Origin of the sequence: Pseudomonas sp. FP1740 (assembly GCF_030687165.1) — a bacterium.
Classification (GTDB): Bacteria; Pseudomonadota; Gammaproteobacteria; order Pseudomonadales; family Pseudomonadaceae; genus Aquipseudomonas.
Genome location: NZ_CP117461.1, coordinates 1524067 through 1547865, shown reverse-complemented (window position 1 = coordinate 1547865; position 23799 = coordinate 1524067). Strand labels below are relative to the sequence as shown.

The window sequence follows — 23799 nt, the reverse complement described above, 5'->3', positions numbered from 1 at the left end:
GGTCGAGTCGCTCATTTTTTGGCCAGCACACCGTCGCCCATTGCGCCGCGGCATCCGGCGAACATATCCAGACCCGGGTTGTAGACCGTGCTGTTGACCTCCAGCAGACCGAGCATCGAATGGAACAGGTTGTCCTGGCTCAAGGGTTTTTCACGACTCAGTTGCAGGCAATGGGTGTCCACCGAGAACGACTTTTGATAGCTGTCGGAGAACCACGCCAGCATCGCTACATGTTTCTGTTGTTCCGGTGCGAGCATGTAAGGCGTGCCATGCAGGAACAGGTTGTATTCGCCCAGCGACTCGCCGTGGTCCGACAGATACAGCATCGCGGTATCGACTTTGCCCTGGTTGCTGCGCAACAGATCGATCAGGGTCGACAGCACGTGGTCGGTATACACCAGCGTATTGTCGTAGCCATTGACGATGCTTTCGCGGCTGCAATTGTTCAGCGCATTGCTTTCACACACAGGTGTGAAGTGTTCGTATTCTTTCGGGTAGCGCTTGAAGTATTCCGGACCGTGACTGCCCATTTGGTGCAGGACCAGCACGGTGTCCTTATTCAGCGTGTCGATGAAGTGCTGCATGCCTTGCAGGAGAATTTCATCGCGGCACTCGCTGTTGGCGCACAGCACCGGGTCTTTCAGGTCACTCACGTCATCGACAGTGACCCGATCGCAGGTACCTTTGCAGCCCGACTGGTTATCGCGCCAGATCACCTCGAGACCGGCACGCTTGAGCACGTCCAGCAGGCCTTCCTGGTTCTTCGCCTTGCTGGCGTCGTAATCCTTGCGGCCCATGTTGGAGAACATGCAGGGTACCGACACCGCCGTTTCCGTACCGCACGAATGCACATCGGTGAAGGCAATCAGGCCCGATTCCTTACTCAGTTTAGGCGTGGTGTCGCGGTCATAACCCAGGATGCCGAAGTTCTCGGCCCGGGCACTTTCGCCCACCACCAGTACCGTCAGGGATTTACGATCGTGGGCCTGCCAGGCCGGGTTTTTCTGGGCATCTTCACCCAGTTTGGCGAAAGGTTGCCGTGCAGACACCACTTGCTCACGCAGATAACCGAACGAGGCACCTATGTAGTTGCTCGGCACCACCATCAGGCGCAATTCATGGTGATTGCGAAACAACGACGACAGGCCTTGATAGTTGACCAATGCGACACCGCCGATCACCGCAACCGACGCGACACTCACCAGCACTTTACTTAATAACTCACGGTGCCAGCGACGGTAATTAACCGGGATTTTCCACAACAACCACGATGGCAAGACGCCGAGCAGCACAATATAAACAAACAGTTTTAGCGAGAGTAAGTCGCGTACTTCCGTGGCATTGGTTTCGGCGAAGTTACGCAACATACCGGCGTCGATCAGCACGCCATATTGGCTCATGAAGTACGCCACACCGGCACTGATCAGAAAAATCAGCGTCAACACGGGTTTCATCACGGGTCGGAATGCCAGCAAGGTCAGCACAATGTTGAAGGCCGCCAGAATCATCAGCCCGAACGCGACACGCATGACGATGCCTTGACCGTCTGCTGCGGTGATATCGAAGAGGTGTTGCCAGAGAACTAAATTGAACCCTGCCAATAGAAAGGCACTGGAAACCAACGTCACCCATTCGGGGCGCACGGCTTTGAACTTCAACATGTGATCGGCTGTTCCTGAAAAGAAGTGCCCGCGGCAAATGTGAAAATTTCATTGACCGAGAGGCCACAAATCTTAAGCAGTCAACCATCAATATTTCGTGAAAAAGAAGCCAACGAATAGTTGGCTTCTGGCATTAGGCCAAAACGTCCAACACTGGCGACCCGTTTCAAGCCTGATGCAGATACCAGCGCCAGTCCTGCTCACCGACTTCGCCCATGAATTGCCGGTATTCGGCTCGTTTTACTGCCAGATAGACGCCAAGAAACTCACTGCCGAACGCTTCCCTGGCCCAATTCGAGCCTTCCAGCGCTCGCAACGTGGTCAACCAGTCGGTCGGCAACAATTGCGCAGCCTGGGCGTAACCGTTGCCCTCCACCGGCGCCCCGGGGTCAAGTTGCTCGCGGATGCCGCGATGAATACCGGCCAGAATCGCCGCAGCCGCCAGATAAGGATTGGCATCGGCACCACAAATGCGGTGTTCGATATGCCGCGAGAACGCCGGCCCACCGGGTATTCGTAAACTCACGGTGCGATTGTCCACGCCCCAGGTGGCTGCCAGTGGTGCGTAGCTGTTGGTCTGGAAACGGCGGTACGAGTTAGCGTTCGGACAAAACAGCAGCAATGAATCGAGCAATGTCGCGAGCATCCCGCCGACCGCGTGCTTGAGCAGCGGCGTGCCGTCCGGGGCCTCGTTGGCGAACAGGTTATTGCCCTCCTTGTCCGCCAGACTGACATGCATGTGCATGCCGGTGCCGGCCAGGTCATCGAACGGCTTGGCCATGAAACAAGCCGTCATCCCGTGCTTGTGCGCCACGCCCTTGACCAGCCGCTTGTAGCGCACGGCTTCGTCCATCGCCTGCAAAGCGTCGGTGCGGTGTTCGAGGGTGATTTCCACCTGCCCCGGCGCGTATTCGGAAATCGCCGTGCGCGCCGGAATGCCCTGGAGCTTGCAGGCGCTGTAGAGGTCGGCCAGAAATGGCTCGATCTGTTCCAGTTCACGCAAGCCGTAGACCTGAGTCCCGCGTGGCCGCCCGCCATCGACATCCCGGGCTGGCTGCGGCCGACCGTTGCCGTCGCGCTGCTGATCCAGCAGATAGAACTCCAGCTCCGCCGCCATCACCGGGTAATAACCGTCGGCCTGCAAGCCTTCGATGACCTTGGCCAGCAGGTGTCGTGGGTCGGCGATGGTCGCGGGCATGCCCTCCTGCGGATGCATGCTGACCTGCACCGCCGCGGTGGGAATCAATCGCCACGGCATGCGCTGCAAACTGCCGCTGACGGGATAAGCGCGGCAATCGATATCACCGACGTCCCAGACCAGCCCGGAGTTTTCCACGTCATCGCCATTGATGGTCAGTCCCAGGATGGTACTTGGCAGTGGCCGACCGCTTTCATACACCGCCAGCAACTCATCGCGATGCAGTAATTTGCCTCGTGGCACACCGTTGTTGTCGAGGATGAACAGCTCGAACATCTCGATATCCGGGTTCTGCTCAAGAAAGGTCAGGGCTTGCTCTTTGGTAGCGAAGGATGTCTTGGCACAGCTCATGGGAATCCTCGTCTTTGCGCGTCAGGCAAACGCACAGGCGCCGCCGGTTTGATCCCGGCGCACAGCGCGGGACCTGTCAGAACAATCAGCGGGAGATGCAGGAATCCGGCGGGCGCGCGTGACGGCAGTGCCACAGCGCCCAGAAGGCCAGTTCGGAAGGGAGTGCGACTGGACAACCGTCCATAGAGAAGACCGCGATAACCAGATGAGCAGCAGCGTCACACGGGCGGTTAAGCCGTTAAATCGGGATTTGAAGAACCTTGGGTGTGGATTGGCTAAACAATTGATTATTCGCGACGGCCTCTGCAGCAGACTCGCAGGCTCGGCAGCTGCTACAGAGGATTAGGCGAACGGACTCTTATTTAATTTCTAAATACTGCTCCAGACTTTCTGATTTGCCGCCTCCAGGGCTCGCGCGCCTAATCGGTTCCTTGTTCCTGAAGGTCCGATTATGGAAAACGTTCGCGCAACCTCCCGCCCTGCCCTCTGGCTGATGTTCAGCATCATTCTTGTCGCCCTGAATCTGCGTCCGTCCATGGCCGCTGTCGGCCCGTTGCTGTCAGCCATTCGCGGTGATATCCCGCTGAGTTTCAGCCTGGCCTCGCTGTTGACCATGCTGCCAGTCATGGCCATGGGACTGGCGATGTTCTTTGGTATCGGTATCAGTCAGCGCTTGGGCGAGCAGCGCACCGTAGTGCTGTCGCTGCTGATCATCGGCCTGGCCACGGTGTCGCGGTTGTTCCTTGATTCGGCGGCGGAACTGATCCTGAGCGCCGTGCTGGCCGGCGTCGGCATTGCGCTGATTCAGGCGCTGATGCCGGCCCTGATCAAGTCCCGTTTCAACGACAACGTTTCCGTGTGCATGGGTCTCTACGTCACGTCGATCATGGCCGGCGCGGCAATTGCGGCGTCATTCGCGCCGTTGGTGATGACCCGCACCGGCAGTTGGCGAGTGGGGTTGGCGATCTGGGCGGCACTGGCGCTGGCGGCGGTGTTGTTCTGGTGCGTTCAACGCATGGGAATGCCGACATTGGGGGAAAAGTCGTCCCGCAAAGAATCCTTTTTCCGCAATTCCCGCGCCTGGTTACTCGCAATCTTCTTCGGCCTGGGCACGGCGTCCTACACCTGTGTCCTGGCCTGGCTGGCACCGTACTACGTGGAAAAAGGCTGGAGCGAACAACAGGCCGGCTTGTTACTGGGCTTTTTGACGGCCATGGAAGTGTTGTCGGGGCTACTGACGCCCGCCATCGCCAACCGCAACCGTGACCGGCGCCTGGTGCTGGTGGTGTTACTGGCACTGATCATGGCCGGTTTTTGCGGTCTGATTCTGAGCCCGCAACACCTGAGCCTGCTGTGGCCGTGCCTGCTGGGACTGGGCATCGGCGGGCTGTTCCCGATGAGCCTGATCGTGTCGCTGGATCATCTGGACAATCCTCAACGCGCGGGCGGGTTGACCGCCTTCGTGCAAGGCATCGGTTACCTGATCGCCGGCCTCTCGCCGCTGATCGCCGGGATGATTCGGGATCAACTGGGCAGTTTCGAATGGGCCTGGTGGTCACTGATGGGCGTCATGGCACTGATGATCCTGATGGTTCTGCGTTTCGATCCGCGGCATTACGCCAAACACATTCATTAACCCGGAACCCCCACCATGAAACGCACAGGTTTTGCTGCCGCTCACGTCGGCATGTTGCTCTGGGCGCTGTTGATTGCCGTCTCGTTTTCCGCGGCAGCCCAGGTCAGCCAGGCCATCGACCCGATTCTGCTGACCGGGTTGCGCTTGTTGTGTTGCGCCCTGGTGTTTTTACCCCTGCTGCTGTTCAAGGGCGATACCGCCATGACCGCCCGCGGCCTGCTCGGTCATGCCGTACTCGGCATGTTGTTGGCACTGTACTTCGGCTCGTTGTTCGAAGCACTGCGTTACACCTCGGCGGTGAACACCGGGACGATGTTTACTCTGGTGCCGTTGCTGACGCTGCTGTTCGAAGCCATCCTGACACCCGACAGCCGCCTGAAACAACGCGTGTTGCCCATGCTGGTTGCCGCGGCAGGCGCCGTGCTGCTGGTATTGAAAGGCGCAGGCCCCGGCGAACTGCCGTCGCTGTATGCGGTATCGGTGTATGCGGTCGGTTGCCTGGCAATGGCGCTCTACTCGCCCCTGAGTCAACGGCTCAAGGCCAACAGCCTCAAGGGGCGCGGCCCGGTGGGCATGACTTTCTGGAACATGCTGTTCGGCGCACTGTTTCTATTGGTGTTCTGTGGGTTCAGCGGCGGCTGGCGCTCGGCGTTGTTGCTGAGCGCGAGCGATCTCTGGTGGCTGATCTACCTGGCACTGTTCGCCACCCTGGCGACTTTCTGGCTGCTGCATCGAGCCATTGGCGTGATCGCCCCTTCCTCAGTCATTTCCTACATCTACCTGAGCACCCTGTTCATCACACTGTTCCACTGGTTGTGGCTACGCCAGTCACCCCGCGCACTGGAAATCATCGGCGCGTTGCTGGTGGGCGTCGGCATGTTGGCGCTGTTAATATCCAGCCGCGATGCAATGCCTGCACAGCAATCAGCGCTAAAAGCCTCTGGCCATGTTTCGGGTGATTGAAATCACAAGTCGTGTTCATAACACTATCTGTCCCACAACCGACCATGAAACATCCTACAAGGCATTCTCTTGGCACCATCGTTCCGTTAGGATCGTTCTCACACGTTTGCGCACAGTCGGCGCAAGGAGCACAGCGGGACAGAACGGATGCTGAACAGTAACTTGCTTAGAAAGCTCGATATGCAAGACCTCATGGTATTTGTTGCCGTGTATGAGCAAAGCAGCGTCACCGGTGTGTCGGAGGCACTTTGCGTCAGCCAGTCCACCGTGAGTTACTGCCTGAAGAAACTGCGTACAAGTTTCGAAGACGAGTTATTCATCAATACCCGCACGGGTATGCGTCCCACCTACAAAGCCAGCACCATGTATGCCCATGTGCTGAAGATTCTCGAAAGCATCAACCTGTGTCACGCCGGGACACCGACGTTCGATCCGACCTTGCAACCGGTCACCTTCAATATCTGTGCGCCGGAATACTTCGAGCAACTGATCCTGCCGCGCCTGTTGAAGAGCTTCGATTTCGCCGACCTGCCGGTGATGGTCAACATGCACAAGTTCGAAACCGACATCCCGGCCGAAGAACTGCGCGACGGCAGCCTCGACCTGGTGATCTGTTTCGGCCCGAACTTTCATCGTAGCCACACCGACTTAAACTCCAGACGGCTACTGGAGGACGACCTGGTCTGCGTCTTCGACAAACGCGCCACGCCGCTGGAGCCGCGCTTGAGCCTGCAAGCGTTCACTGAACGTCGGCATGTATTCCCGACGCCCTGGACGTCCACCACCAACATGGTTGACGGCTGGCTGGCTCAACAGGCCCACAAACGCCAGATTGTCGCACGCTCCAACAGCTACAGCGCAGCATTGAAGATGATCACCGGCACCGACTTCATCCTGACCTTGCCCCGGCGCATCCAGCAATTGCTGGCCAATGAGGCGATCTTCAATCACTGCGAAGCGCCCAATGGTTTACCGGGTTTCACCCTGGACATGCAGTGGAGTCAAAGCGTCGACCAGGACAGCGCCAACACCTGGCTGCGCGAGCAAGTGATCAAGGCCTGCGCCGAGCAGGAAATGGCCTGAAACTCAGAGGCCGATGGCAGTCTTGGAGTAGGACTCTCGATCGATGTCGAGGATTTCCACACACAGCTGAACCTCAACCCCGACCGGCCATTCACACACATCCTGCACCACCGCCAGCAGGCTGTCAGATAACTGCTTCTTGATCTGTGGCGAGCGACCGCTCAACAGTGCCAGCTTTACATGCACGAACGCCCGCTCGCCCGGTGCGGTGCCCACCCTGAAAGTCTCGACCTTCACCGCACGGGCCTTGATATCGAACTCGGCGCCAAACTGCCCGGAAGCGACCAGCGCGTTGTTGAGTCGCATCAACGCCACATCGGCATTCAGTTCGGGCAGGTTGGCGGTGTATTCCATGTGCAGGTGGGGCATGAAGGGACTCCTGAAAATCGGTAGAAAGGTCGTACATATAACACAGCGCTGCCCCACTCACTGGGACAGTGGAAGAGTCGGACGCTCACTCATGAACGCTTCCAGACGCGAGCGCAGCCAGCGCTCGGCTGGATCGCTGTCGACATGGCTGAGCCAGACCATGGACAGGTCCAGGGTCGGCGTCTTGAACGGAAACGGCTCCTTGAACAGTTGGCCTGACGCCGCCATCGCCTCCGCCGTGTAGTCCGGCAGGCTGGCGATCAGATCGGTGCCGGCGAGCAACGCCGGCAATGAGCTGTATTGCGGAACGGACAGCACGACGTGGCGTGTTCGGCCAATCTCCGCCAGCCATTCATCGGCGTAGCCACTGACATTGGCGGTGTGGGACACCAGTACGTGCGGCCGCGCGCAATATTCATCGAGGGTCAACGGCGTGTCCGACGCATCTGCACGCAAGATACTGGGTTGGATATGTCGCAACAACTTGCGTTTGGCGTTGGCCGGCAGGCCGCGGGTCTGGCTGATACCAACGGTGATATCGCCAGACGCCAGCAAGTCGGGAATGCGCCAGTAGTCGACATGCTGGACCACGAACACCACCTTCGGCGCTTCCTGGCGCAAAGAACGCAGCAGTGGCGGTAACAGACCGAACTCGACATCGTCCGACAGACCGATGCGAAACGTCATGGTGCTACTGAGTGGATCGAAATCGTGGGTCAGGCTCAAGGCCACCGACAGCGAATCCAGTGCTGGCGACAGGTGCTGAATAATCTCTTCGGCCCGCGCTGTCGGCTCCATGCGATGGCCGACCCGAATGAACAGCGGATCGTTGAACATCGTCCGCAAACGGTTCAGCGCCGCACTGATAGTCGGCTGACCGAGGAACAGCTTCTCCGCCACCCGCGTGACGTTGCGTTCGAGCATCAATGTCTCGAACACCACCATCAGGTTGATATCGGCCTTGCGTAGTTCGTTGCGATTCATCCGTTGCACCCCGGTCCCCAAGACTGGGTGACAGTTTAGGGAGGTGTCGCGATCGGCGTCTATGCAGGTTGGCAAACGACCCGCCCCATAAAAACCAGAGGCACTCACTACTCAAGACCACCCGGTCAAAACGAAGCTGCTCCCATTGAGCAGCTTCACCGCCTGGAACCTATATTTCCTTGACCGGAGTCTGATCATGAGTCCCCTTGATCAAACTGATGGCATGCACGCAATCAGACTTATTGACGTAAGCCTCCCCACTGGCAATCGTTTCATGATTCCCCGCCCGCAAACGCCAGCGCCATTGACCCTTGCCGGTCTGTGCGGTGCCACGGGTTTGCCTGTAAATCTCAAAGTACATTGATCGCTCCTTGCGATGGCTGATTACGACAGGTCAGTGACCTGCGAAACCAGAGTAGATGAGGAATTTTTGCGGCAACGTCTTTCAATGTCAGGGGATATTTCGAAGGAAAAACCTTGATTGACGAAACGCTCAATGAATACGGGGGGCGGTAATTAGAACGACTTGGTGGAGTAACTTTTCCTGTGGACGGACACATCTTTCTTACTCTGTCGTGCTGACTTTTCCGACACCAAAAACTTGGGGAAAAAGCGGGACGGACGCGAAAGCGGCCCGATGGAAAAAGCTGCGCAAACGAAAAAGCCCCGTAGATTTTCATCTACGGGGCTTTTCTATGTATGGCGGAGAGATAGGGATTCGAACCCTAGGTACCGGTGAAGGTACAACGGATTTCGAATCCGTCCCATTCGGCCACTCTGGCATCTCTCCAACGGCGCGCATCATAACAGCACAATCGCCGGAAGCGAACCCCCTTTAGCGATTTTTTTCCGTGCTATCAGATGCTTGCGTCGATTAAAGCGGTACGCCCAGACGGTTGGCGACTTCTTCATAGGCTTCGATGACGTCACCAAGGCCCTGACGGAAGCGGTCCTTGTCCATTTTCTTCTTGGTGGCCTTGTCCCACAGACGGCAGCCGTCCGGGCTGAACTCGTCGCCCAGAACGATGGAGCCGTCGGAGAACACGCCAAATTCGAGTTTGAAGTCGACCAGCAGCAGGCCGGCGTCGTCGAACAGTTTGCTCAGCACTTCGTTGACCTTGAGCGACAGTTCTTTCATGCGAACCAGTTGCTCGGCGGTGCCCCAACCGAATGCCACGACGTGGGATTCGTTGATGAACGGGTCGCCCTTGGCGTCGTCCTTCAGGAACAGTTCGAAGGTGTAAGGGTTGAGCTTCATGCCCTCTTCAACACCCAGGCGCTTGACCAGGCTGCCGGCGGCATAGTTACGCACGACGCATTCGACCGGGATCATGTCGAGTTTTTTCACCAGGCATTCGTTGTCGCCCAGCAGTTTGTCGAATTGAGTCGGCACACCGGCTGCTTCGAGTTTCTGCATGATGAAGGCGTTGAACTTGTTGTTCACCATGCCTTTGCGGTCGAGCTGCTCGATACGCTTGCCGTCGAACGCCGAGGTGTCGTTGCGAAACAGCAGGATCAAGCGGTCAGCGTCGTCGGTCTTGTAAACCGATTTGGCTTTGCCGCGGTAGAGTTCTTCACGTTTTTCCATGATGGGCTCCGCTTGCTAAGTAGGTGGGCTAGGCGATGTGTCGCCAGTCGAGCCCTGAATCTTGATCGGCCAGTTGCAGCCAGTCCGGGTCGCACCCGAGGGTGTCGACAAAACATTGCCGGGCCAGCTGCGGCAGGTTGTTCTTGCTGCTCAGATGGGCCAGGACCAGGTGTTGCAGGCCTTGCCAGCCCAACTCGGCCACCAGGAATGCCGCCTGATGGTTGTTCAAATGTCCAAATTCACCACCCACCCGTTGCTTGAGAAAGTACGGGTAGTGACCGCGAGCCAGCATGTCACGGCAATGGTTGGCCTCAATCATTAACGCATCGAGGTCCCGATAGCCGTCCAGCACCTTGTTGCAGTACGACCCCAGGTCGGTCAACAGGCCAAAACGCCGCTGACCGTCGCTGAAGACATACTGCGTCGGCTCCTGCGCATCATGGGCCACGGCAATGACGCCGATGCTCAGAGGGCCGATTTGCAGTTGCTCGCCGCCAGCCAGAAGGCCTGCGGGTTCAATCGGTTTGCGCATCCCGCGCAGGGTCCCGCGACTGAGGTAGACAGGCAGATTGTAACGCCGAGACAGCAAACCCACGCCATGCACGTGATCGGCATGTTCGTGGGTCACAAGTATCGCGCTCAACTGCGCAGGGTTTACCCCAAGGCGCAGCAGGCGTTTTTCGGTTTCCCGCAAGGAGAAACCACAATCCACCAGTACATACGTGTCATCGCTGGCTACCAGCGTGCCGTTCCCTTGGCTACCGCTGCCGAGAACGGCAAAACGCATGTGATCAGCCCAAATTGTCCTGAATCACGGTCAACACTTTGCGCGCCACGTCTGCTGGCGCCACGGTGTTGATGTTTTTCTCGACGGTAACTTGTACGTTCTCGCCAACCTTGCTCAGGCGAACCTGATAACGCTCGGCGCGGGCTTCAACTTCTTCCTTGTTCGGCTTGCTGCCGAACAGGCTGCCGAAGAAACCTGGCTGCTCATCCTTCTTCTCGGCCTTTTCGGCGAGGTTGATGTAGTACAGGCCCAGGCTGCGGTTGATGTCTTCAACACGCCATTCGCCCTGTTCCAGCGCACGACCGACGCTCGACCAGGCACGATCCAGGTCGGTACCGACGTTGAGCACCGGGTTGCCACTGCCATCCTCGGTCAGGCTGACACGGCTTGGCGTATCGAAATCACGCGAGGCCAGCATGGAGACCGAACCGCCCTTCTCCGAAGTGCGGCTCATGCTCGCGAGCATGTCGTCGACCAATGCTGCGTCCAGGCCGGTGTTGACCGAACGATTGGTGAAGTCGACGTTGGCGGTGCTGCCGGCAGGACGCTCGGCGCTGACCACATAGACTTCACTTGTGTTGCGCTGCACGCCTGGCTCGATACGCACCCGTACGCGGGTTTCGCTATCGGCGCCGACACCAGCCGCGCTCAGGCGCTTGGCCATGGCTGCGGACAGTTCGTCGGAATGCTGCCAGGTGGTAGTGAACTCACCGGTTTGCGGGCGCTGTTCGTCCAGACGGAAACCGTTGTCCTGGAAGAACTGCACGGCCACTGGCCAGACTTCGGCCGGTGGGTTCTGCGCCATGATCCAACGCGAATCGCCGCTCTTCTGCAAGGAGTAGGCACTGATATCAGCCGCTGCCGACAGCGGCTGCGGACGAGGCACGACATATTCGCCCTTGGCCGTATCGTCGGCCACATTGCGCGGGATCGGCAACAGTGGATCCAGACGCTTTGAGGTGCTGACATTCGGTGGCAGTTGCATCGGTGCAGTCTGTTGCGCTTCCAGGTAATCGCTACCACGGTCACGGAAGTAACCTTCCGGGCCCCAGATCCATCCGCAGCCACTGGTGCTGGAGATAATCAAGGCAAGTGCGGAAAGTCCGGCCATTCGCTTCATGCGTAGTACTTCCTCAATTAAACCAGGACGCCGGACTGGCGCATGGCCTGCCGCAGCGGTTCGTGACAGGCAGCACTGAGCCAGGTGAGCGGCAGACGGATACCGTCCGGCATCAGGCCCATTTCATGCAGCGCCCATTTCACGGGGATAGGGTTGGATTCGATAAACAGGGTTTTATTGAGCGGCATCAGCTTTTCGTGGATCGCCCGGGCTTTGACGGCATCACCGGCCATCGCAGCGGCGCACAGCTCGCTCATGGCGCGCGGTGCAACGTTGGCGGTCACCGAAATGTTGCCCTTGCCACCGAGCAGCATCAGCTCGACCGCGGTCGCATCGTCACCGGAATAGACCAGGAAGTCGCTGCTCACGCCGGCCAGGATGTCCTTGGCGCGCTGCAGGTCGCCCGTGGCTTCCTTGATGCCGATGATGTTCTTCACGGTCGACAGGCGGATTACCGTCTCGGCCTGCATGTCGCACGCGGTACGGCCCGGCACATTGTAAAGAATCTGCGGGATATCGACCGCTTCGGCGATGGCGCGGAAGTGCAGGTACAGGCCTTCTTGCGTCGGCTTGTTGTAATAAGGGGTTACCAGCAGGCACGCGTCGGCGCCAGCGTTCTTCGCGTTGGTCGTCAGTTCGATCGCTTCACGCGTCGAATTGGCGCCCGTACCGGCGATCACCGGAATACGCCCTGCAACCTGGGCAACCACGCGACGAATCACTTCGATGTGCTCGTTCACGTCAAGCGTGGCCGACTCACCCGTAGTGCCGACCGCCACGATGGCGTTGGTGCCCTCTTGCAGGTGGAAGTCCACCAGTTTGCTCAGGCTGTCCCAGTCGAGACGACCCTGTGCATCCATGGGTGTGACCAGTGCCACCATACTGCCCGCAATCATGCAACCGCTCCTGCCGGAAAAAGAGAGCGGTAATGGTACTGGCGCCAAGATGCTTGTACAAGCGAAGTACTGCGCTGCTGCCATTCCCCTTGGCGCTGCTTTTCGCTACCCTTCAGACTTTGATCGGTACTGATAAGCTCGTACGCCGGTTTCCAGCCTCCATTTTCGGCATCACAAGCCCCGATCCAGCGTTGCCACCCCTCGCTCTTGCCATACTGGAGCACGTTGCAACCTTCGGCTGGGGGTTTGTGAATTCGCATCCGCAGGCTCGTCCCCGGTAAAAAAGCCCATAAACAGTATCGACCGCTCATCGCTTTAGGAATGCTGCATGTCCACCCCCACAGTTCGCGAACAATTCCTTGTCATCAGTGCCCTCGGCGCCAACCCCATGGAGCTGACTAACGTCCTGTGCCGCGCCAGCCATGAAAACCGCTGCGCCGTGGTCACCTCTCGCCTGACGCGTCATGGCGAATGCAGCGCGCTGATCCTCGAGATCTCCGGCAGCTGGGACGCCCTGGCGCGCCTCGAAGGCAGTCTGCCGGTGCTGGCCAAGCGGCATGCTTTCACCGTCAACGTGGTGCGCAGCGCAGCCCTGGAGAACCGTCCCCAGGCGCTGCCGTACGTCGCCTACGTCAGCTCGGCCTACCGCCCGGACATCATCAACGAGCTGTGCCAGTTCTTCATGGACCACAACGTCGAGCTGGAGAATCTGACCTGCGACACCTATCAGGCTCCGCAGACCGGCGGCACCATGCTCAACGCCACGTTTACCGTGACCTTGCCGGCCGGCACCCAGATCAGCTGGCTGCGTGACCAGTTCCTGGATTTCGCCGACGCCATGAACCTGGACGCACTGATTGAACCGTGGCGCCCACAAAACCCAATGTAAGGAAGCTTTCATGGCCGTAGCCATCGACCAACCGGTTGCCGACTTCGAAGCACCCGCCACCAGCGGGCAGACCGTCAGCCTCGCGGCTCTCAAAGGCAAGCAAGTGGTGATTTACTTCTACCCGAAGGACAGCACGCCGGGCTGCACCACCGAAGGCCAGGGCTTTCGCGACCAGTACGCGGCGTTCAAGGCGGCCAACACCGAGGTGTTCGGTCTATCTCGCGACAGCCTGAAGTCTCATGAGAACTTCAAGTGCAAGCAGGAATTCCCCTTCGAGCTGATCAGCGACAAGGACGAAGCCATCTGTCAGTTGTTCGACGTGATCAAGCTGAAAAAGCTCTACGGCAAGGAATATATGGGTGTTGATCGCAGCACGTTCCTGATCGACAAGGATGGCGTGCTGCGTCAGGAATGGCGCGGCGTGAAGGTGCCGGGGCATGTGGATGCGGTTTTGGCGGCTGCTCAGGCGCTGAACAAGGCCTGATTTTTTTGGCGTCTATTCGGACGCCTTTGCGGGCAAGCCCGCTCCTACAGGGATGGTATGAACCCTGTGGGAGCGGGGCTTGCCCACAAAGAGGCCCTCAAATCGACGATCAAAGCAGCGGCGACACCTCGGGCTCCTTGCGCGGCCAGGCATCCAGCACGGCTTTGAACAGCGTCGCCAGGGGAATCGCAAAGAACACGCCCCAGAAGCCCCACAACCCGCCAAACAGCAGCACCGCGCAGATGATCGCCACCGGGTGCAAGTTGACCGCCTCCGAGAACAGCAGCGGCACCAGCACGTTACCGTCCAGCGTCTGAATGATCCCGTAGACCGCCATCAAATAGATGAACTGATCGCTCCAGCCCCATTGGAACAGCGCAATCAGCAGCACCGGCACGGTCACCACCACCGCCCCGACATAGGGCACCACCACCGACACACCCACCAACAACGCCAGCAGCGCCGCGTAGTTGAGCCCCAGCGCCACGAAAGCGATGTACGTCACGCCACCGCAAATGAAGATTTCGATGACCTTGCCACGAATGTAATTGGCAATCTGCCGGTTCATTTCCTGGGCGACCCGAGTGATCAGCGCTCGCTCCCGCGGTAGGTAACCGCGCACCCACTGGCCGATCATTTCCCGGTCCTTGAGGAAGAAGAACACCAGGATCGGCACCAGCACCAGGTAGATCATGATGTTCACCAGCAGCGGCAAGCTCGACAACGAGAACGTCAGCGCCCACTGGCCGAACTTGCCGATCTCGCCCCGCGCCACTTCGATCGCCTGCAGCACTTGCTCGTCCGACACCAGATGCGGGTAACGCTCGGGCAGCAGCAACAGCAGCGACTGCCATTTGGCGAGCATGCCGGGCAATTCGTTGAACAGCGTAATCAGTTGATGCCAGAGCAGGGGCACCACGACGAGGATGAATACCAGCAGCCCGCCCATGAACAACGCGAAGACCAACCCCACCGCCACGGCGCCCGGCAGACGCAGACGCTCGAGGATTACCACCAACCCCTGCATCAGATACGCCAGCACCATCCCGGCCAGCACTGGCGCAAGCATTCCGCCCAGGGTGAGTACGGCGGTAAATGCCAGAAACAGCAGTACCGCCAGCACCACGGCCTCTTCATCCGAGAAGTAACGCTGAATCCAGTCGCGTAACACTTTGAACATCAATAATCCTTAGGCACGAACACAGCAGATTTCAGGCTTTTTTCAACCAATAACGGTAAACGCCCGCCTCATCTTCTTCACGAAGCAGCGTATGACCGGCCAATCGGGCAAAGGTGCGAAAGTCACGCTGAGAGCCTGCATCGGTGGCGATCACCTTGAGCACCGCACCGCTGGCCATTCGGTTGAGTTCCATCTTAGCTTTGAGCAACGGCAGCGGACAATTCAGACCACTGGCGTCCAGCTCGGCGTCGTGGGTTACAGCGTCAGTCATCGAATCACTCCGGGGCAGGGGGTTGAGCCGCTTAGAATATCTGGTCCCAAGCGTAGTGTCCGGCTACAGTAACGTCTTTGTCGACTAAGGCTTTGTGCATGACTTTTTTGCGCCCTACCCTGCTGACGCTCGCTTGCCTGCTCGCCTCACCAGGCTTCGCCGACGACTTGCCGTCACTCGGTGACGCCAGTTCTGCCATCGTCTCGCCGCAACAGGAATACCAACTGGGCCGTGCGTGGCTGGCGATGCTGCGCAGCCAGGTGTCGCAACTCAACGATCCGCAACTCAAGGATTACGTCGAGTCCAGCGTCTATCGGCTGGTGGAAACCAGCCAGGTTAATGACCGGCGCCTGGAGTTCATCCTGATCAACAGCCCACAGCTCAATGCTTTCGCCGCGCCGGGCGGGATCGTCGGCGTCAACGGCGGCTTGTTCCTCAACGCCCAGACCGAAGGCGAATATGCCTCGGTCCTGGCTCACGAACTGGCCCACTTGTCGCAGCGTCACTTCGCCCGCGGTGTCGAAGCCTCGCAACGCATGCAAGTGCCTATGATGGCTGCATTGCTGGCCGGGATCGTGATTGCCGCTGCCGGTGCAGGCGATGCCGGGATCGCAACCATTGCCGGCACCCAGGCGGCGGCGATGCAGGAACAACGACGGTTCTCGCGCCAGAACGAACAGGAAGCCGACCGTATCGGCATCATGAATCTGGAGAAGGCCGGTTACGATCCGCGCTCGATGCCGACCATGTTCGAACGGCTGATGCGCCAGTACCGCTACGATGCCAAGCCGCCGGAATTCCTGCTGACTCACCCGGTGACCGAATCGCGTATCGCCGACACCCGCAACCGTGCCGAACAGGCCAAACCGGGCGGTATCGAAGACAGCATGCGTTATCAGCTGATTCGTGCACGCGTGCAGCTGATTTATGAAGAAACCCCAGGCTTGGGTGCCAAGCGCTTCCGCGCCCAACTCGATGAAAACCCGAAAAACGACGTCGCGCGCTATGGCCTGGCAATCGCCCAGATCAAAGGCGGTCAGTTGAATGAAGCTCGCGAGAACCTCAAGCAGCTGCTGGCCAAATCGCCGAACGAGATCATCTACAACCTGGCGCAGGTCGATCTGGACATCACCAATAATCGTCTGCCCGATGCTCAGTCACGGGTTGACCGGATGCTGACTCAGTATCCGGGCAACTACCCGCTGAATCAGGTGCGTGTTGACCTGTTGCTCAAGCAGAATCGAGCAGCCGATGCGGAAAAGGCGCTGGAGAACCTGCTCAAGACCCGTCCCGAAGATCCGGACGTCTGGTACATGGTGGCCGAGACTCGTGGTCTGTCTGGCAACATCATCGGTCTGCATCAGGCTCGTGCAGAGTACTTCGCACTAGTCGGGGATTATCGCCAGGCGATCCAGCAACTGGACTTCGCCAAGCGCAAGGCGGGCAGCAACTTCCCGCTGTCATCGCGGATTGACGCACGGCAACGCGAGCTGATGGAGCAGGAACGAATGATCAAGGACATGATGGGCTGACTGCTTCAGGGACAAAATTCAGATACAAAAAAACCGCCTCTTTCGAGGCGGTTTTTTATTCAGCCGACAACCGGTTTATTCAGCCAGTTTGAAGGTGATGAAGCTGGCGCGACCCTGGCGCAGAACACGCATCGACACCGAGCGGTTCTTCGGCAACGCCTTGGCAATCTCGGTGAACTCCTTGGTGGAGCCGATCGCCTGGTTGTTCAGGTGAGTGATCACGTCACCAGGCTGCAAGCCGATCAGGGCAGCAGGACCGTCCTGCACGTCCTTGATTACCACACCACCTTTAAGGTCGTAGGCTTTCTTCTGCTCATCGGTCAATTCGGCCACGGAAACACCCAGGCGATTGCTGCTGCGCTCTGCGCCAGATTTAGGCTGGGCGTCCAGCTCTTTGCCTTCTTCAGGGATAGCGCCGACGGTCAGCTCGACATTCTTGCGTTTGCCTTCGCGGATCACCTCAAGATTGGCTTTCGAGCCGGCCTTCAGCGCACCCACCAAGTGCGGCAGATCGGCAGACATGACGATCGGTTGACCGTTCATGCTCAGGATCACGTCGCCCACTTGCAGGCCACCCTTGGCAGCCGGACCGTCATCCTGGATCTGAGCCACCAACGCACCGGCCGGTTTCTCAAGACCGAACGACTCGGCCAGATCCTTGCTCACCTCCTGGATCACCACACCCAACCAGCCACGGCTGACTTTACCGCCGCTTTTCAGCTGATTGGAAACGTCCATCGCCACATCGATAGGGATTGCGAACGACACGCCCATGAAGCCGCCGGAGCGAGTGTAGATCTGCGAGTTGATGCCGACCACTTCACCGGCCAGGTTGAACAGCGGACCACCGGAGTTACCCGGGTTGATCGGCACGTCGGTCTGGATGAACGGCACATAGTTTTCGTTCGGCAGGCTGCGACCGATGGCACTGACGATGCCTTGGGTCACTGTGTGATCAAAGCCGAACGGCGAGCCGATGGCCACGACCCACTGACCGGCTTTCAGGTCCTGCGATTTGCCGAGCTTCAGAACCGGCAGGTTCTTGCCTTCGATTTTCAGCAAGGCGACGTCGGAACGCGGATCGGTACCGATCAACTTGGCTTTCAACTCACTGCGATCGGCGAGGCGCACGAGAATCTCGTCGGCATCGGCGATCACATGGTTGTTAGTCAGGATATAGCCGTCAGGCGAAATGATGAAACCCGAACCCAGGGACTGCGCTTCGCGCTGGCGATCGCCACGAGGTGAGCGCGGCTGCTGCGGCATACCACGCTCAAAAAACTCGCGCAGCATCGGCGGCAAGCCTTCAAGGTCAGGCATTTGCTCGCTGGACACTTTGCGCTCCGGCAACTTCTGGGTAGTGCTGATGTTCACCACCGCGGGCGAGGCCTGCTCGACCAGTTGCGTGAAGTCAGGCAAGTCGGCCGCTTGCGCAGTGACCGCCTGACCGAGCACCAGCACGGTGGCAAAAATAGAGAGATAAGACTTCAAGCGTGGTATCGACATACGGCTCCCGTTACGACGAGCATGGTTAAGCGATATGGAGCAAGGAACACCGGAAACGATACGCCGGTATTTTTGTTCCGGGAACAACAAACAAGGCCAGAGCCGAGGGGCTCTGACCTATAAAAAATTTTCGGGATATTTGCAAATGAAAATGCTCGGCAAAACATTTCGAGGCCTCAACGACGGGGGAGCCATTGCCGACCTCCCGCACCCTACAGCCCCGATTGATGAGCATGGCTGATCAGCTCACTGCTTGTTTGTAGCCGCGGCATCGTTGCGCATGGACAGCGCAATCCGTTCGGCGGTGCCAATCGGTATTTCACCGACCACGGTCACCATTATTTCGCCTTGCGGAGTGGTCAAGCGACGGGACACAGCGACCGTTGGCCCCAGCTGGGTACGGGTGTCGGTGACTGTTGCCCCATTCAACGGCTCAAGGAACACCGAGAATCGGGCCAGACCGTCGTCGAACATCAGACTGTTGACCTGGACTTTGGTATCCGGATCCTTGTGAGAGTTACTGCTGGTCAGTTCGAAACCTGGCGGCAACCAGTCCGAATGCCAGACCTGCGCAGTCTTGACGGCGGACGCCTTGTCGCTGTTCAGGTTAATGGGCTTGCACTCAGAACCTGCCTGCAAATCGCTGTCGGAAGGCACCTCCGCAGTATCCAGCCGGGTGAACTGGAACCGCTCCAGCAGTTGCCCTTTGTCATTGAGCAACAATGACTTCAACGGCAAGCCTGTTTCCTTGTCCAGATGCAGCTCAAAACCATAGCGATGCTGATCGCGAGGCGTCAACGAGACGATCACCGCCGAACGCCCGGCCACGCGCGACTTGCCGATGACGGCAAGGTCATACCAATTCTTTAGCTTTTGTGGATCGAGCGCACGAGCAGCGGAGTTGGGTGAGTCCCCCAGCCCTGCTATCAGGGTGCCGCTGACGCATTGAGTATGCCCATCAATGCGCACGACTTCCTGGGCCGAACCGTCGAGCTGAAGTAAACGCTCTTGGACTTTGCCATCCTGGACGCGATGCCAGATGTTATGGGTAGAAAAACTACCGTTACGCTCGTAGACGAAAGTACCGTGAAAGCTCTGCGTTTGCTCCGCCTGTCCCAGACGCTTCAGCCAGTCCTGGGCTTCATCGGCGTGGGCTGGAACAATAAACCAGCCACTGAGCAGAAGCGTAAGTAGAGGTATGGCGCGCATGATCCTCCTTAACGGTTTTCCAGGCTTGCTGCACGAGCGTAAGGCAGAGCGCTCTCAGTACCTTTCAGTGCAGCCTGTTGAGCATGTTGGCGCAAGTAACCTGGCAGACGCTGATCGTGCCAGCCTGGCTGACCTTGCAATACGCCGTTGGCCATAGGGCCAGTGGCATCCGAACTCTCATTGTAGCCTGCCAATACAGCGGGCCCCTTGATCTGAGGAGTGGTCAGACCCGGCTGATTCGAATGCTGAGCCAGTTCGACACCTGCGATCTCGTCCTGGTTGTACAGACGTACACCTGCCAGCACGGCAATGGTCACCGAAGCAGCGACCGCAAGACGACCCAGGCTGCGCCATGGGCCACGAGAGGCTTTTGCCGGTACGGCTTCGTCAGCCAGCGCAGCAGAAACTGCCGCAGCGATGTCCAGACGAGGGAGCAGCAGGTCCTTGTGCATGACTGCCCGAGCGATCTGGTAACGAGCCCAGGTTTCGCGGGTTTCAACATCGTCGAAGGCATTCAACACCCGACGCAATTCCAGTTCGTCCGCTTCGTTATCCATCACTGCGGACAGCGATTCCTGCAGGGCTTCACGACTCATGGCGTTCCTCTCTTGGCTGTCGCCGCTGTCTCAGTTTTCCTGCAACAACGGCTGCAGGGCTTTATCGATGGCCTCCCGGGCGCGGAAAATCCGGGAGCGCACGGTACCCACCGGACACTGCATGACGCTGGCAATGTCCTCGTAACTCAGACCATCGAATTCACGTAAAGTTAAAGCCGTACGCAAATCTTCTGGCAGTTGCTGAATGGTTCGATGGACGGTGCCTTCGATCTCATCCCGCAGCAATGCACGTTCTGGCGACTCGAGATCCTTGAGGCCATGATCGCCATCGTAGAACTCTGCATCCTCGGAACTGACATCGCTATCCGGCGGCCGACGGCCGCGTGAAACCAGATAGTTTTTCGCCGTGTTGATGGCGATACGGTAAAGCCACGTATAAAAAGCGCTGTCTCCGCGAAAATTACCAAGTGCACGGTATGCCTTGATAAAGGCTTCCTGTGCGACATCCTGGGCTTCATGGGTGTCGTGCACGAAACGCACGATCAACCCGAGAATTTTGTGCTGGTATTTCAGCACTAGCAGATCGAAAGCTCGCTTGTCGCCGCGTTGAACGCGCTCGACCAGCTGCTGATCCTCTTCCTGGGTTAGCATGAACACTCCTCGATAAGCTCGAAGGAGGCTTGCATTACTGAACGACCAGACTTGCAAACATAGACTCGGGCTTTTCGCAAAAGTTCTCCCCCTCCAAGCAAGTTTCCTGCGGGCTCTGATTTGGCACGCACGAAAAGCGCAGCGCGGGAAACCCAGGCTGCGCGAATAATCTTGTCATCGGATTCGTCAGCAGGGACCTTAACCGCAAGTCCCGCACCGAAACCGACACTGTCCCTTGTTTCAGGCAACCGTCTATTGATCTTGAGCCTTTGGCAAAAGTTCCATATTTATAGCCGCCTGCAACCGACATTGTGCAACCCGTGAAGCGAAAAAGACTGTTAAATCCACGATACAGTCGCCTTGTCGCCAAAGCAGTCAAGAAAACTTCCGACGAAGAGTCCAGTCTTTTCCGTCACAGTAGTTTCACAATGCCATGTGGGCCCGGCTATTGTGCCGCTCCCCCCCTCTATATACTAGTGGGCTGTGTGGCTGTCCTGACTCGCCGATCCAGCTGTCTTGCGCCACCCCCGACCCGGGTCGCTTTGAGCGGAATCCTGAAATGAGCCAACAGTTTCAACACGATGTTCTGGTAATTGGCAGCGGTGCTGCCGGCTTGAGCCTTGCGCTGACCTTGCCCGGTCATTTGCGCATCGCCGTATTGAGCAAAGGTGACCTCGCCAATGGCTCGACCTTCTGGGCCCAGGGAGGTGTCGCCGCCGTCCTGGATGACACCGATACTGTCGAGTCCCACGTGGACGATACCCTCAACGCCGGGGGTGGCCTGTGCCATGAAGACGCCGTGCGCTTTACCGTCGAGCACAGCAGAGAAGCGATTCAATGGCTGATCGACCAAGGCGTGCCCTTTACCCGTGACGAACAGTCCGGCACCGAAGACGGCGGTTTCGAGTTTCACCTGACCCGCGAAGGCGGTCATAGCCATCGACGCATCATCCACGCCGCCGATGCGACGGGTGCGGCGATCTTCAGAACCCTGCTCGACCAGGCCATACAGCGGCCCAACATCGAGCTGCTGGAACAGCGGGTCGCGATCGATCTGATCACCGAAAAGCGCCTGGGCCTTGAAGGCGACCGCTGCCTCGGTGCCTACGTCCTCAACCGCAGCACTGGTGAAGTCGACACTTACGGTGCGCGCTTCGTGATCCTTGCGTCGGGCGGCGCGGCGAAGGTCTACCTCTATACCAGCAACCCTGATGGCGCCTGCGGTGATGGCATCGCCATGGCCTGGCGTTCAGGCTGCCGGGTGGCGAACCTGGAGTTCAACCAGTTCCACCCGACCTGCCTTTATCACCCGCAAGCCAAGAGTTTCCTGATCACCGAAGCCCTGCGCGGCGAAGGCGGACACTTGAAGCTGCCTAACGGCGAACGCTTCATGCAGCGCTTCGATCCACGGGCCGAGCTGGCACCACGGGACATCGTCGCCCGCGCCATCGACCATGAGATGAAGCGACTGGGTATCGACTGCGTTTACCTGGACATCAGCCACAAGCCTGAAGACTTCATCAAGACGCACTTCCCGACGGTCTATGAACGCTGCCTGGAATTCTCCATCGACATCACCAAACAGCCGATTCCGGTGGTGCCGGCGGCGCACTACACCTGCGGCGGCGTGATGGTCGATCAGCGGGGCCGCACCGACGTGCCGGGCCTGTATGCGATTGGTGAAACCAGCTTCACCGGCCTGCATGGCGCCAACCGCATGGCCAGCAACTCGCTGCTGGAGTGTTTCGTTTATGCCCGTTCGGCGGCGGCGGACATTCTTGAGCAGTTGCCAGAGGTGTCGATTCCAACCGCCTTGCCCGTCTGGGATGCCAGCCAGGTCACCGACTCCGACGAAGACGTGATCATCGCGCACAACTGGGACGAACTGCGGCGCTTCATGTGGGACTACGTGGGCATCGTGCGCACCAACAAGCGCCTGCAACGAGCCCAGCACCGAGTGCAGTTGTTGCTGGACGAAATCGACGAGTTCTATAGCAACTATAAAGTGAGCCGAGACCTGATCGAGCTGAGGAACCTGGCTCAGGTAGCCGACCTGATGATCCGGTCGGCCATGGAGCGCAAGGAGAGTCGCGGCCTGCATTACACCCTCGACTACCCGAACCTGCTGCCGGTCGCCCTGGACACTATTCTGGTACCGCCCACCTACGCCGACTGAACTTGAGCCGAACCCGCAGGCGTCGGTGCACATCCGCCGCCTGCGAATCCCGCGGCACACAGATCGCCCTGCCCCATCGCTCGCCCCGCAGGCGAAAGCGCAACACCACGACCAACGGCAGCGCCAGGCTGTCCGGCTTTAGCTGCACCGGTTGCCAACCTTGCGCCCGACTCCACAACTGCCAGCCATCGGCATCGCGACGCAAGCCGCGAAAGGCCTGTGGGTGAGTCAGCAGAATCTGTCGCGGCAATACCCACATGCTGTGAGCCACGCACAACGCTACGCCGAGCAGGCTGGCCCAGAGCGGCATCGAGAGAAGAAACAGCGAGCCCAACGCGAACAGCTGGGCGAGAAGATAGGCCGCCAGCAACTGCCGTGAGGCATGCCAGCGGCATTCGAACGCGTTACTTGGGCTGGACACGATCCAGGATCATGCGAACCATGCGCTGCAGCTCCGGATCTTCCGATTCGGCGCGCTCCATGAACCAGCCGAACATGTCCTGATCCTCGCACTCCAGCAGGCGGACATACAGCGCGCGATCTACCTCGTTCAGATTCGCGTAAACCTCTTTCACGAACGGCACCAGAAGCACGTCAAGTTCCAGCATGCCGCGACGGCTGTGCCAAAAGAGGCGGTTCAGTTCAACGTTATCGACCATGGAGCGCTCCTCAAATAGGCCGCAAGTATACAGCCCCGAGGCGAGCCGA

At 58.7% G+C, this 23799-nt stretch carries 24 protein-coding genes and 1 tRNA gene; 7 read left to right on the top strand and 18 right to left on the bottom strand.

Annotation, left to right across the window (positions count from 1 at the left end):
• Nucleotides 1-11: 11 nt before the first annotated feature.
• Nucleotides 12-1661, bottom strand: a complete 1650-nt coding sequence (locus tag PSH69_RS06815; RefSeq protein ID WP_305411468.1) for a phosphoethanolamine transferase — start codon at nt 1659-1661, stop codon at nt 12-14.
• 166 nt (nt 1662-1827) lie between these two features.
• A complete protein-coding gene (locus PSH69_RS06810) occupies nt 1828-3210 on the bottom strand; it encodes a glutamine synthetase family protein (RefSeq protein ID WP_305411466.1) in 1383 nt (460 codons plus the stop codon).
• A 451-nt stretch (nt 3211-3661) separates the two neighbouring features.
• Between PSH69_RS06810 and PSH69_RS06805 the strand changes: the two genes are divergently transcribed.
• The 3 genes from PSH69_RS06805 (at nt 3662) to PSH69_RS06795 (ending at nt 6892) form a co-directional block, all read left to right on the top strand.
• Nucleotides 3662-4846 (top strand): cyanate transporter, encoded by a 1185-nt coding sequence (locus tag PSH69_RS06805; protein WP_305411465.1) that lies wholly within the window; start codon nt 3662-3664, stop codon nt 4844-4846.
• Nucleotides 4847-4861: 15 nt separating this feature from the next.
• Entirely contained in the window at nt 4862-5809 is a 948-nt protein-coding gene (locus PSH69_RS06800; RefSeq protein WP_305411464.1) for a DMT family transporter, read from the top strand.
• A 147-nt stretch (nt 5810-5956) separates the two neighbouring features.
• Nucleotides 5957-6892, top strand: a complete 936-nt coding sequence (locus PSH69_RS06795; protein ID WP_305411463.1) for a LysR family transcriptional regulator — start codon at nt 5957-5959, stop codon at nt 6890-6892.
• A 3-nt stretch (nt 6893-6895) separates the two neighbouring features.
• Here the strand turns inward: PSH69_RS06795 and PSH69_RS06790 are convergent, their stop codons facing one another.
• From PSH69_RS06790 to dapA, 8 genes are all read right to left on the bottom strand, one after another.
• Nucleotides 6896-7261, bottom strand: coding sequence for a 5-carboxymethyl-2-hydroxymuconate Delta-isomerase (locus PSH69_RS06790; protein ID WP_305411462.1), 366 nt, complete (start codon nt 7259-7261; stop codon nt 6896-6898).
• A 57-nt stretch (nt 7262-7318) separates the two neighbouring features.
• Nucleotides 7319-8245 (bottom strand): LysR substrate-binding domain-containing protein, encoded by a 927-nt coding sequence (locus PSH69_RS06785; protein WP_305411461.1) that lies wholly within the window; start codon nt 8243-8245, stop codon nt 7319-7321.
• A gap of 169 nt (nt 8246-8414) precedes the next feature.
• A complete protein-coding gene (locus PSH69_RS06780; RefSeq protein WP_074874292.1) occupies nt 8415-8606 on the bottom strand; it encodes a DUF1508 domain-containing protein in 192 nt (63 codons plus the stop codon).
• 339 nt (nt 8607-8945) lie between these two features.
• Nucleotides 8946-9035, bottom strand: a tRNA-Ser gene (locus PSH69_RS06775).
• An 84-nt stretch (nt 9036-9119) separates the two neighbouring features.
• Nucleotides 9120-9833 carry a phosphoribosylaminoimidazolesuccinocarboxamide synthase gene (purC, locus tag PSH69_RS06770; protein ID WP_018926775.1) on the bottom strand — a complete coding sequence of 238 codons (714 nt, stop codon included), beginning with the start codon at nt 9831-9833 and terminating at the stop codon, nt 9120-9122.
• A gap of 28 nt (nt 9834-9861) precedes the next feature.
• A complete protein-coding gene (locus PSH69_RS06765; RefSeq protein ID WP_305411460.1) occupies nt 9862-10620 on the bottom strand; it encodes an MBL fold metallo-hydrolase in 759 nt (252 codons plus the stop codon).
• Nucleotides 10621-10624: 4 nt separating this feature from the next.
• Nucleotides 10625-11740 (bottom strand): outer membrane protein assembly factor BamC, encoded by a 1116-nt coding sequence (gene bamC / locus PSH69_RS06760; protein ID WP_018926776.1) that lies wholly within the window; start codon nt 11738-11740, stop codon nt 10625-10627.
• Between the two features lie 17 nt (nt 11741-11757).
• Nucleotides 11758-12636 (bottom strand): 4-hydroxy-tetrahydrodipicolinate synthase, encoded by an 879-nt coding sequence (dapA, locus tag PSH69_RS06755; protein ID WP_007941448.1) that lies wholly within the window; start codon nt 12634-12636, stop codon nt 11758-11760.
• 328 nt (nt 12637-12964) lie between these two features.
• On the opposite strand from dapA, the gene PSH69_RS06750 reads away from it, so the two are divergent.
• Both PSH69_RS06750 and PSH69_RS06745 read left to right on the top strand, forming a co-directional pair.
• Complete coding sequence (locus tag PSH69_RS06750; protein WP_007898662.1) at nt 12965-13525, top strand: glycine cleavage system protein R; 561 nt, start codon at nt 12965-12967, stop codon at nt 13523-13525.
• Nucleotides 13526-13535: 10 nt separating this feature from the next.
• Nucleotides 13536-14009: a peroxiredoxin gene (locus PSH69_RS06745; RefSeq protein ID WP_018926778.1), complete on the top strand. Its 474-nt coding sequence runs from the start codon at nt 13536-13538 to the stop codon at nt 14007-14009.
• 109 nt (nt 14010-14118) lie between these two features.
• On the opposite strand, the gene PSH69_RS06740 is transcribed toward PSH69_RS06745, so the two are convergent.
• Both PSH69_RS06740 and PSH69_RS06735 read right to left on the bottom strand, forming a co-directional pair.
• Entirely contained in the window at nt 14119-15189 is a 1071-nt protein-coding gene (locus PSH69_RS06740) for an AI-2E family transporter (protein WP_105348189.1), read from the bottom strand.
• A 31-nt stretch (nt 15190-15220) separates the two neighbouring features.
• Nucleotides 15221-15460, bottom strand: coding sequence for a sulfurtransferase TusA family protein (locus tag PSH69_RS06735; RefSeq protein ID WP_253419723.1), 240 nt, complete (start codon nt 15458-15460; stop codon nt 15221-15223).
• 98 nt (nt 15461-15558) lie between these two features.
• Here PSH69_RS06735 and PSH69_RS06730 point away from each other — a divergent pair, with 98 nt between their 5' ends.
• Nucleotides 15559-16992: a M48 family metalloprotease gene (locus tag PSH69_RS06730; RefSeq protein ID WP_305411458.1), complete on the top strand. Its 1434-nt coding sequence runs from the start codon at nt 15559-15561 to the stop codon at nt 16990-16992.
• Nucleotides 16993-17067: 75 nt separating this feature from the next.
• On the opposite strand, the gene PSH69_RS06725 is transcribed toward PSH69_RS06730, so the two are convergent.
• The 4 genes from PSH69_RS06725 to rpoE form a co-directional block, all read right to left on the bottom strand.
• The gene (locus PSH69_RS06725; protein WP_019647985.1) at nt 17068-18498 is read right to left on the bottom strand and encodes a DegQ family serine endoprotease; all 1431 of its coding nucleotides are present in this window, start codon (nt 18496-18498) and stop codon (nt 17068-17070) included.
• 246 nt (nt 18499-18744) lie between these two features.
• Entirely contained in the window at nt 18745-19707 is a 963-nt protein-coding gene (locus PSH69_RS06720) for a MucB/RseB C-terminal domain-containing protein (protein WP_305411457.1), read from the bottom strand.
• A gap of 8 nt (nt 19708-19715) precedes the next feature.
• Entirely contained in the window at nt 19716-20303 is a 588-nt protein-coding gene (locus tag PSH69_RS06715) for a sigma-E factor negative regulatory protein (RefSeq protein ID WP_105348177.1), read from the bottom strand.
• 30 nt (nt 20304-20333) lie between these two features.
• Nucleotides 20334-20915 carry an RNA polymerase sigma factor RpoE gene (gene rpoE / locus PSH69_RS06710; protein WP_003172477.1) on the bottom strand — a complete coding sequence of 194 codons (582 nt, stop codon included), beginning with the start codon at nt 20913-20915 and terminating at the stop codon, nt 20334-20336.
• A gap of 559 nt (nt 20916-21474) precedes the next feature.
• Here rpoE and nadB point away from each other — a divergent pair.
• Nucleotides 21475-23091, top strand: coding sequence for an L-aspartate oxidase (gene nadB, locus PSH69_RS06705; protein ID WP_019580843.1), 1617 nt, complete (start codon nt 21475-21477; stop codon nt 23089-23091).
• On the opposite strand, the gene PSH69_RS06700 is transcribed toward nadB, so the two are convergent.
• A complete protein-coding gene (locus PSH69_RS06700) occupies nt 23060-23512 on the bottom strand; it encodes a protein YgfX (RefSeq protein WP_305411456.1) in 453 nt (150 codons plus the stop codon). The genes nadB and PSH69_RS06700 overlap by 32 nt on opposite strands.
• Nucleotides 23496-23750, bottom strand: coding sequence for a succinate dehydrogenase assembly factor 2 (locus PSH69_RS06695; RefSeq protein ID WP_007941436.1), 255 nt, complete (start codon nt 23748-23750; stop codon nt 23496-23498). The genes PSH69_RS06700 and PSH69_RS06695 overlap by 17 nt, the downstream gene beginning before the upstream one ends.
• Nucleotides 23751-23799 lie beyond the last annotated feature (49 nt).

What these genes read in the sequence shown, in the direction of transcription:
- bamC (WP_018926776.1), bottom strand. Translation starts at nt 11,740, where the DNA reads ATGAAGCGAATGGCCGGACTTTCCGCACTTGCCTTGATTATCTCCAGC.
- nadB (WP_019580843.1), top strand. Translation starts at nt 21,475, where the DNA reads ATGAGCCAACAGTTTCAACACGATGTTCTGGTAATTGGCAGCGGTGCT.
- PSH69_RS06735 (WP_253419723.1), bottom strand. Translation starts at nt 15,460, where the DNA reads ATGACTGACGCTGTAACCCACGACGCCGAGCTGGACGCCAGTGGTCTG.
- PSH69_RS06750 (WP_007898662.1), top strand. Translation starts at nt 12,965, where the DNA reads ATGTCCACCCCCACAGTTCGCGAACAATTCCTTGTCATCAGTGCCCTC.
- dapA (WP_007941448.1), bottom strand. Translation starts at nt 12,636, where the DNA reads ATGATTGCGGGCAGTATGGTGGCACTGGTCACACCCATGGATGCACAG.
- PSH69_RS06725 (WP_019647985.1), bottom strand. Translation starts at nt 18,498, where the DNA reads ATGTCGATACCACGCTTGAAGTCTTATCTCTCTATTTTTGCCACCGTG.
- PSH69_RS06810 (WP_305411466.1), bottom strand. Translation starts at nt 3,210, where the DNA reads ATGAGCTGTGCCAAGACATCCTTCGCTACCAAAGAGCAAGCCCTGACC.
- PSH69_RS06765 (WP_305411460.1), bottom strand. Translation starts at nt 10,620, where the DNA reads ATGCGTTTTGCCGTTCTCGGCAGCGGTAGCCAAGGGAACGGCACGCTG.
- purC (WP_018926775.1), bottom strand. Translation starts at nt 9,833, where the DNA reads ATGGAAAAACGTGAAGAACTCTACCGCGGCAAAGCCAAATCGGTTTAC.
- PSH69_RS06740 (WP_105348189.1), bottom strand. Translation starts at nt 15,189, where the DNA reads ATGTTCAAAGTGTTACGCGACTGGATTCAGCGTTACTTCTCGGATGAA.
- PSH69_RS06785 (WP_305411461.1), bottom strand. Translation starts at nt 8,245, where the DNA reads ATGAATCGCAACGAACTACGCAAGGCCGATATCAACCTGATGGTGGTG.
- PSH69_RS06815 (WP_305411468.1), bottom strand. Translation starts at nt 1,661, where the DNA reads ATGTTGAAGTTCAAAGCCGTGCGCCCCGAATGGGTGACGTTGGTTTCC.
- PSH69_RS06695 (WP_007941436.1), bottom strand. Translation starts at nt 23,750, where the DNA reads ATGGTCGATAACGTTGAACTGAACCGCCTCTTTTGGCACAGCCGTCGC.
- PSH69_RS06790 (WP_305411462.1), bottom strand. Translation starts at nt 7,261, where the DNA reads ATGCCCCACCTGCACATGGAATACACCGCCAACCTGCCCGAACTGAAT.
- PSH69_RS06720 (WP_305411457.1), bottom strand. Translation starts at nt 19,707, where the DNA reads ATGCGCGCCATACCTCTACTTACGCTTCTGCTCAGTGGCTGGTTTATT.
- PSH69_RS06730 (WP_305411458.1), top strand. Translation starts at nt 15,559, where the DNA reads ATGACTTTTTTGCGCCCTACCCTGCTGACGCTCGCTTGCCTGCTCGCC.
- PSH69_RS06795 (WP_305411463.1), top strand. Translation starts at nt 5,957, where the DNA reads ATGCTGAACAGTAACTTGCTTAGAAAGCTCGATATGCAAGACCTCATG.
- PSH69_RS06805 (WP_305411465.1), top strand. Translation starts at nt 3,662, where the DNA reads ATGGAAAACGTTCGCGCAACCTCCCGCCCTGCCCTCTGGCTGATGTTC.
- PSH69_RS06715 (WP_105348177.1), bottom strand. Translation starts at nt 20,303, where the DNA reads ATGAGTCGTGAAGCCCTGCAGGAATCGCTGTCCGCAGTGATGGATAAC.
- rpoE (WP_003172477.1), bottom strand. Translation starts at nt 20,915, where the DNA reads ATGCTAACCCAGGAAGAGGATCAGCAGCTGGTCGAGCGCGTTCAACGC.
- PSH69_RS06800 (WP_305411464.1), top strand. Translation starts at nt 4,862, where the DNA reads ATGAAACGCACAGGTTTTGCTGCCGCTCACGTCGGCATGTTGCTCTGG.
- PSH69_RS06780 (WP_074874292.1), bottom strand. Translation starts at nt 8,606, where the DNA reads ATGTACTTTGAGATTTACAGGCAAACCCGTGGCACCGCACAGACCGGC.
- PSH69_RS06745 (WP_018926778.1), top strand. Translation starts at nt 13,536, where the DNA reads ATGGCCGTAGCCATCGACCAACCGGTTGCCGACTTCGAAGCACCCGCC.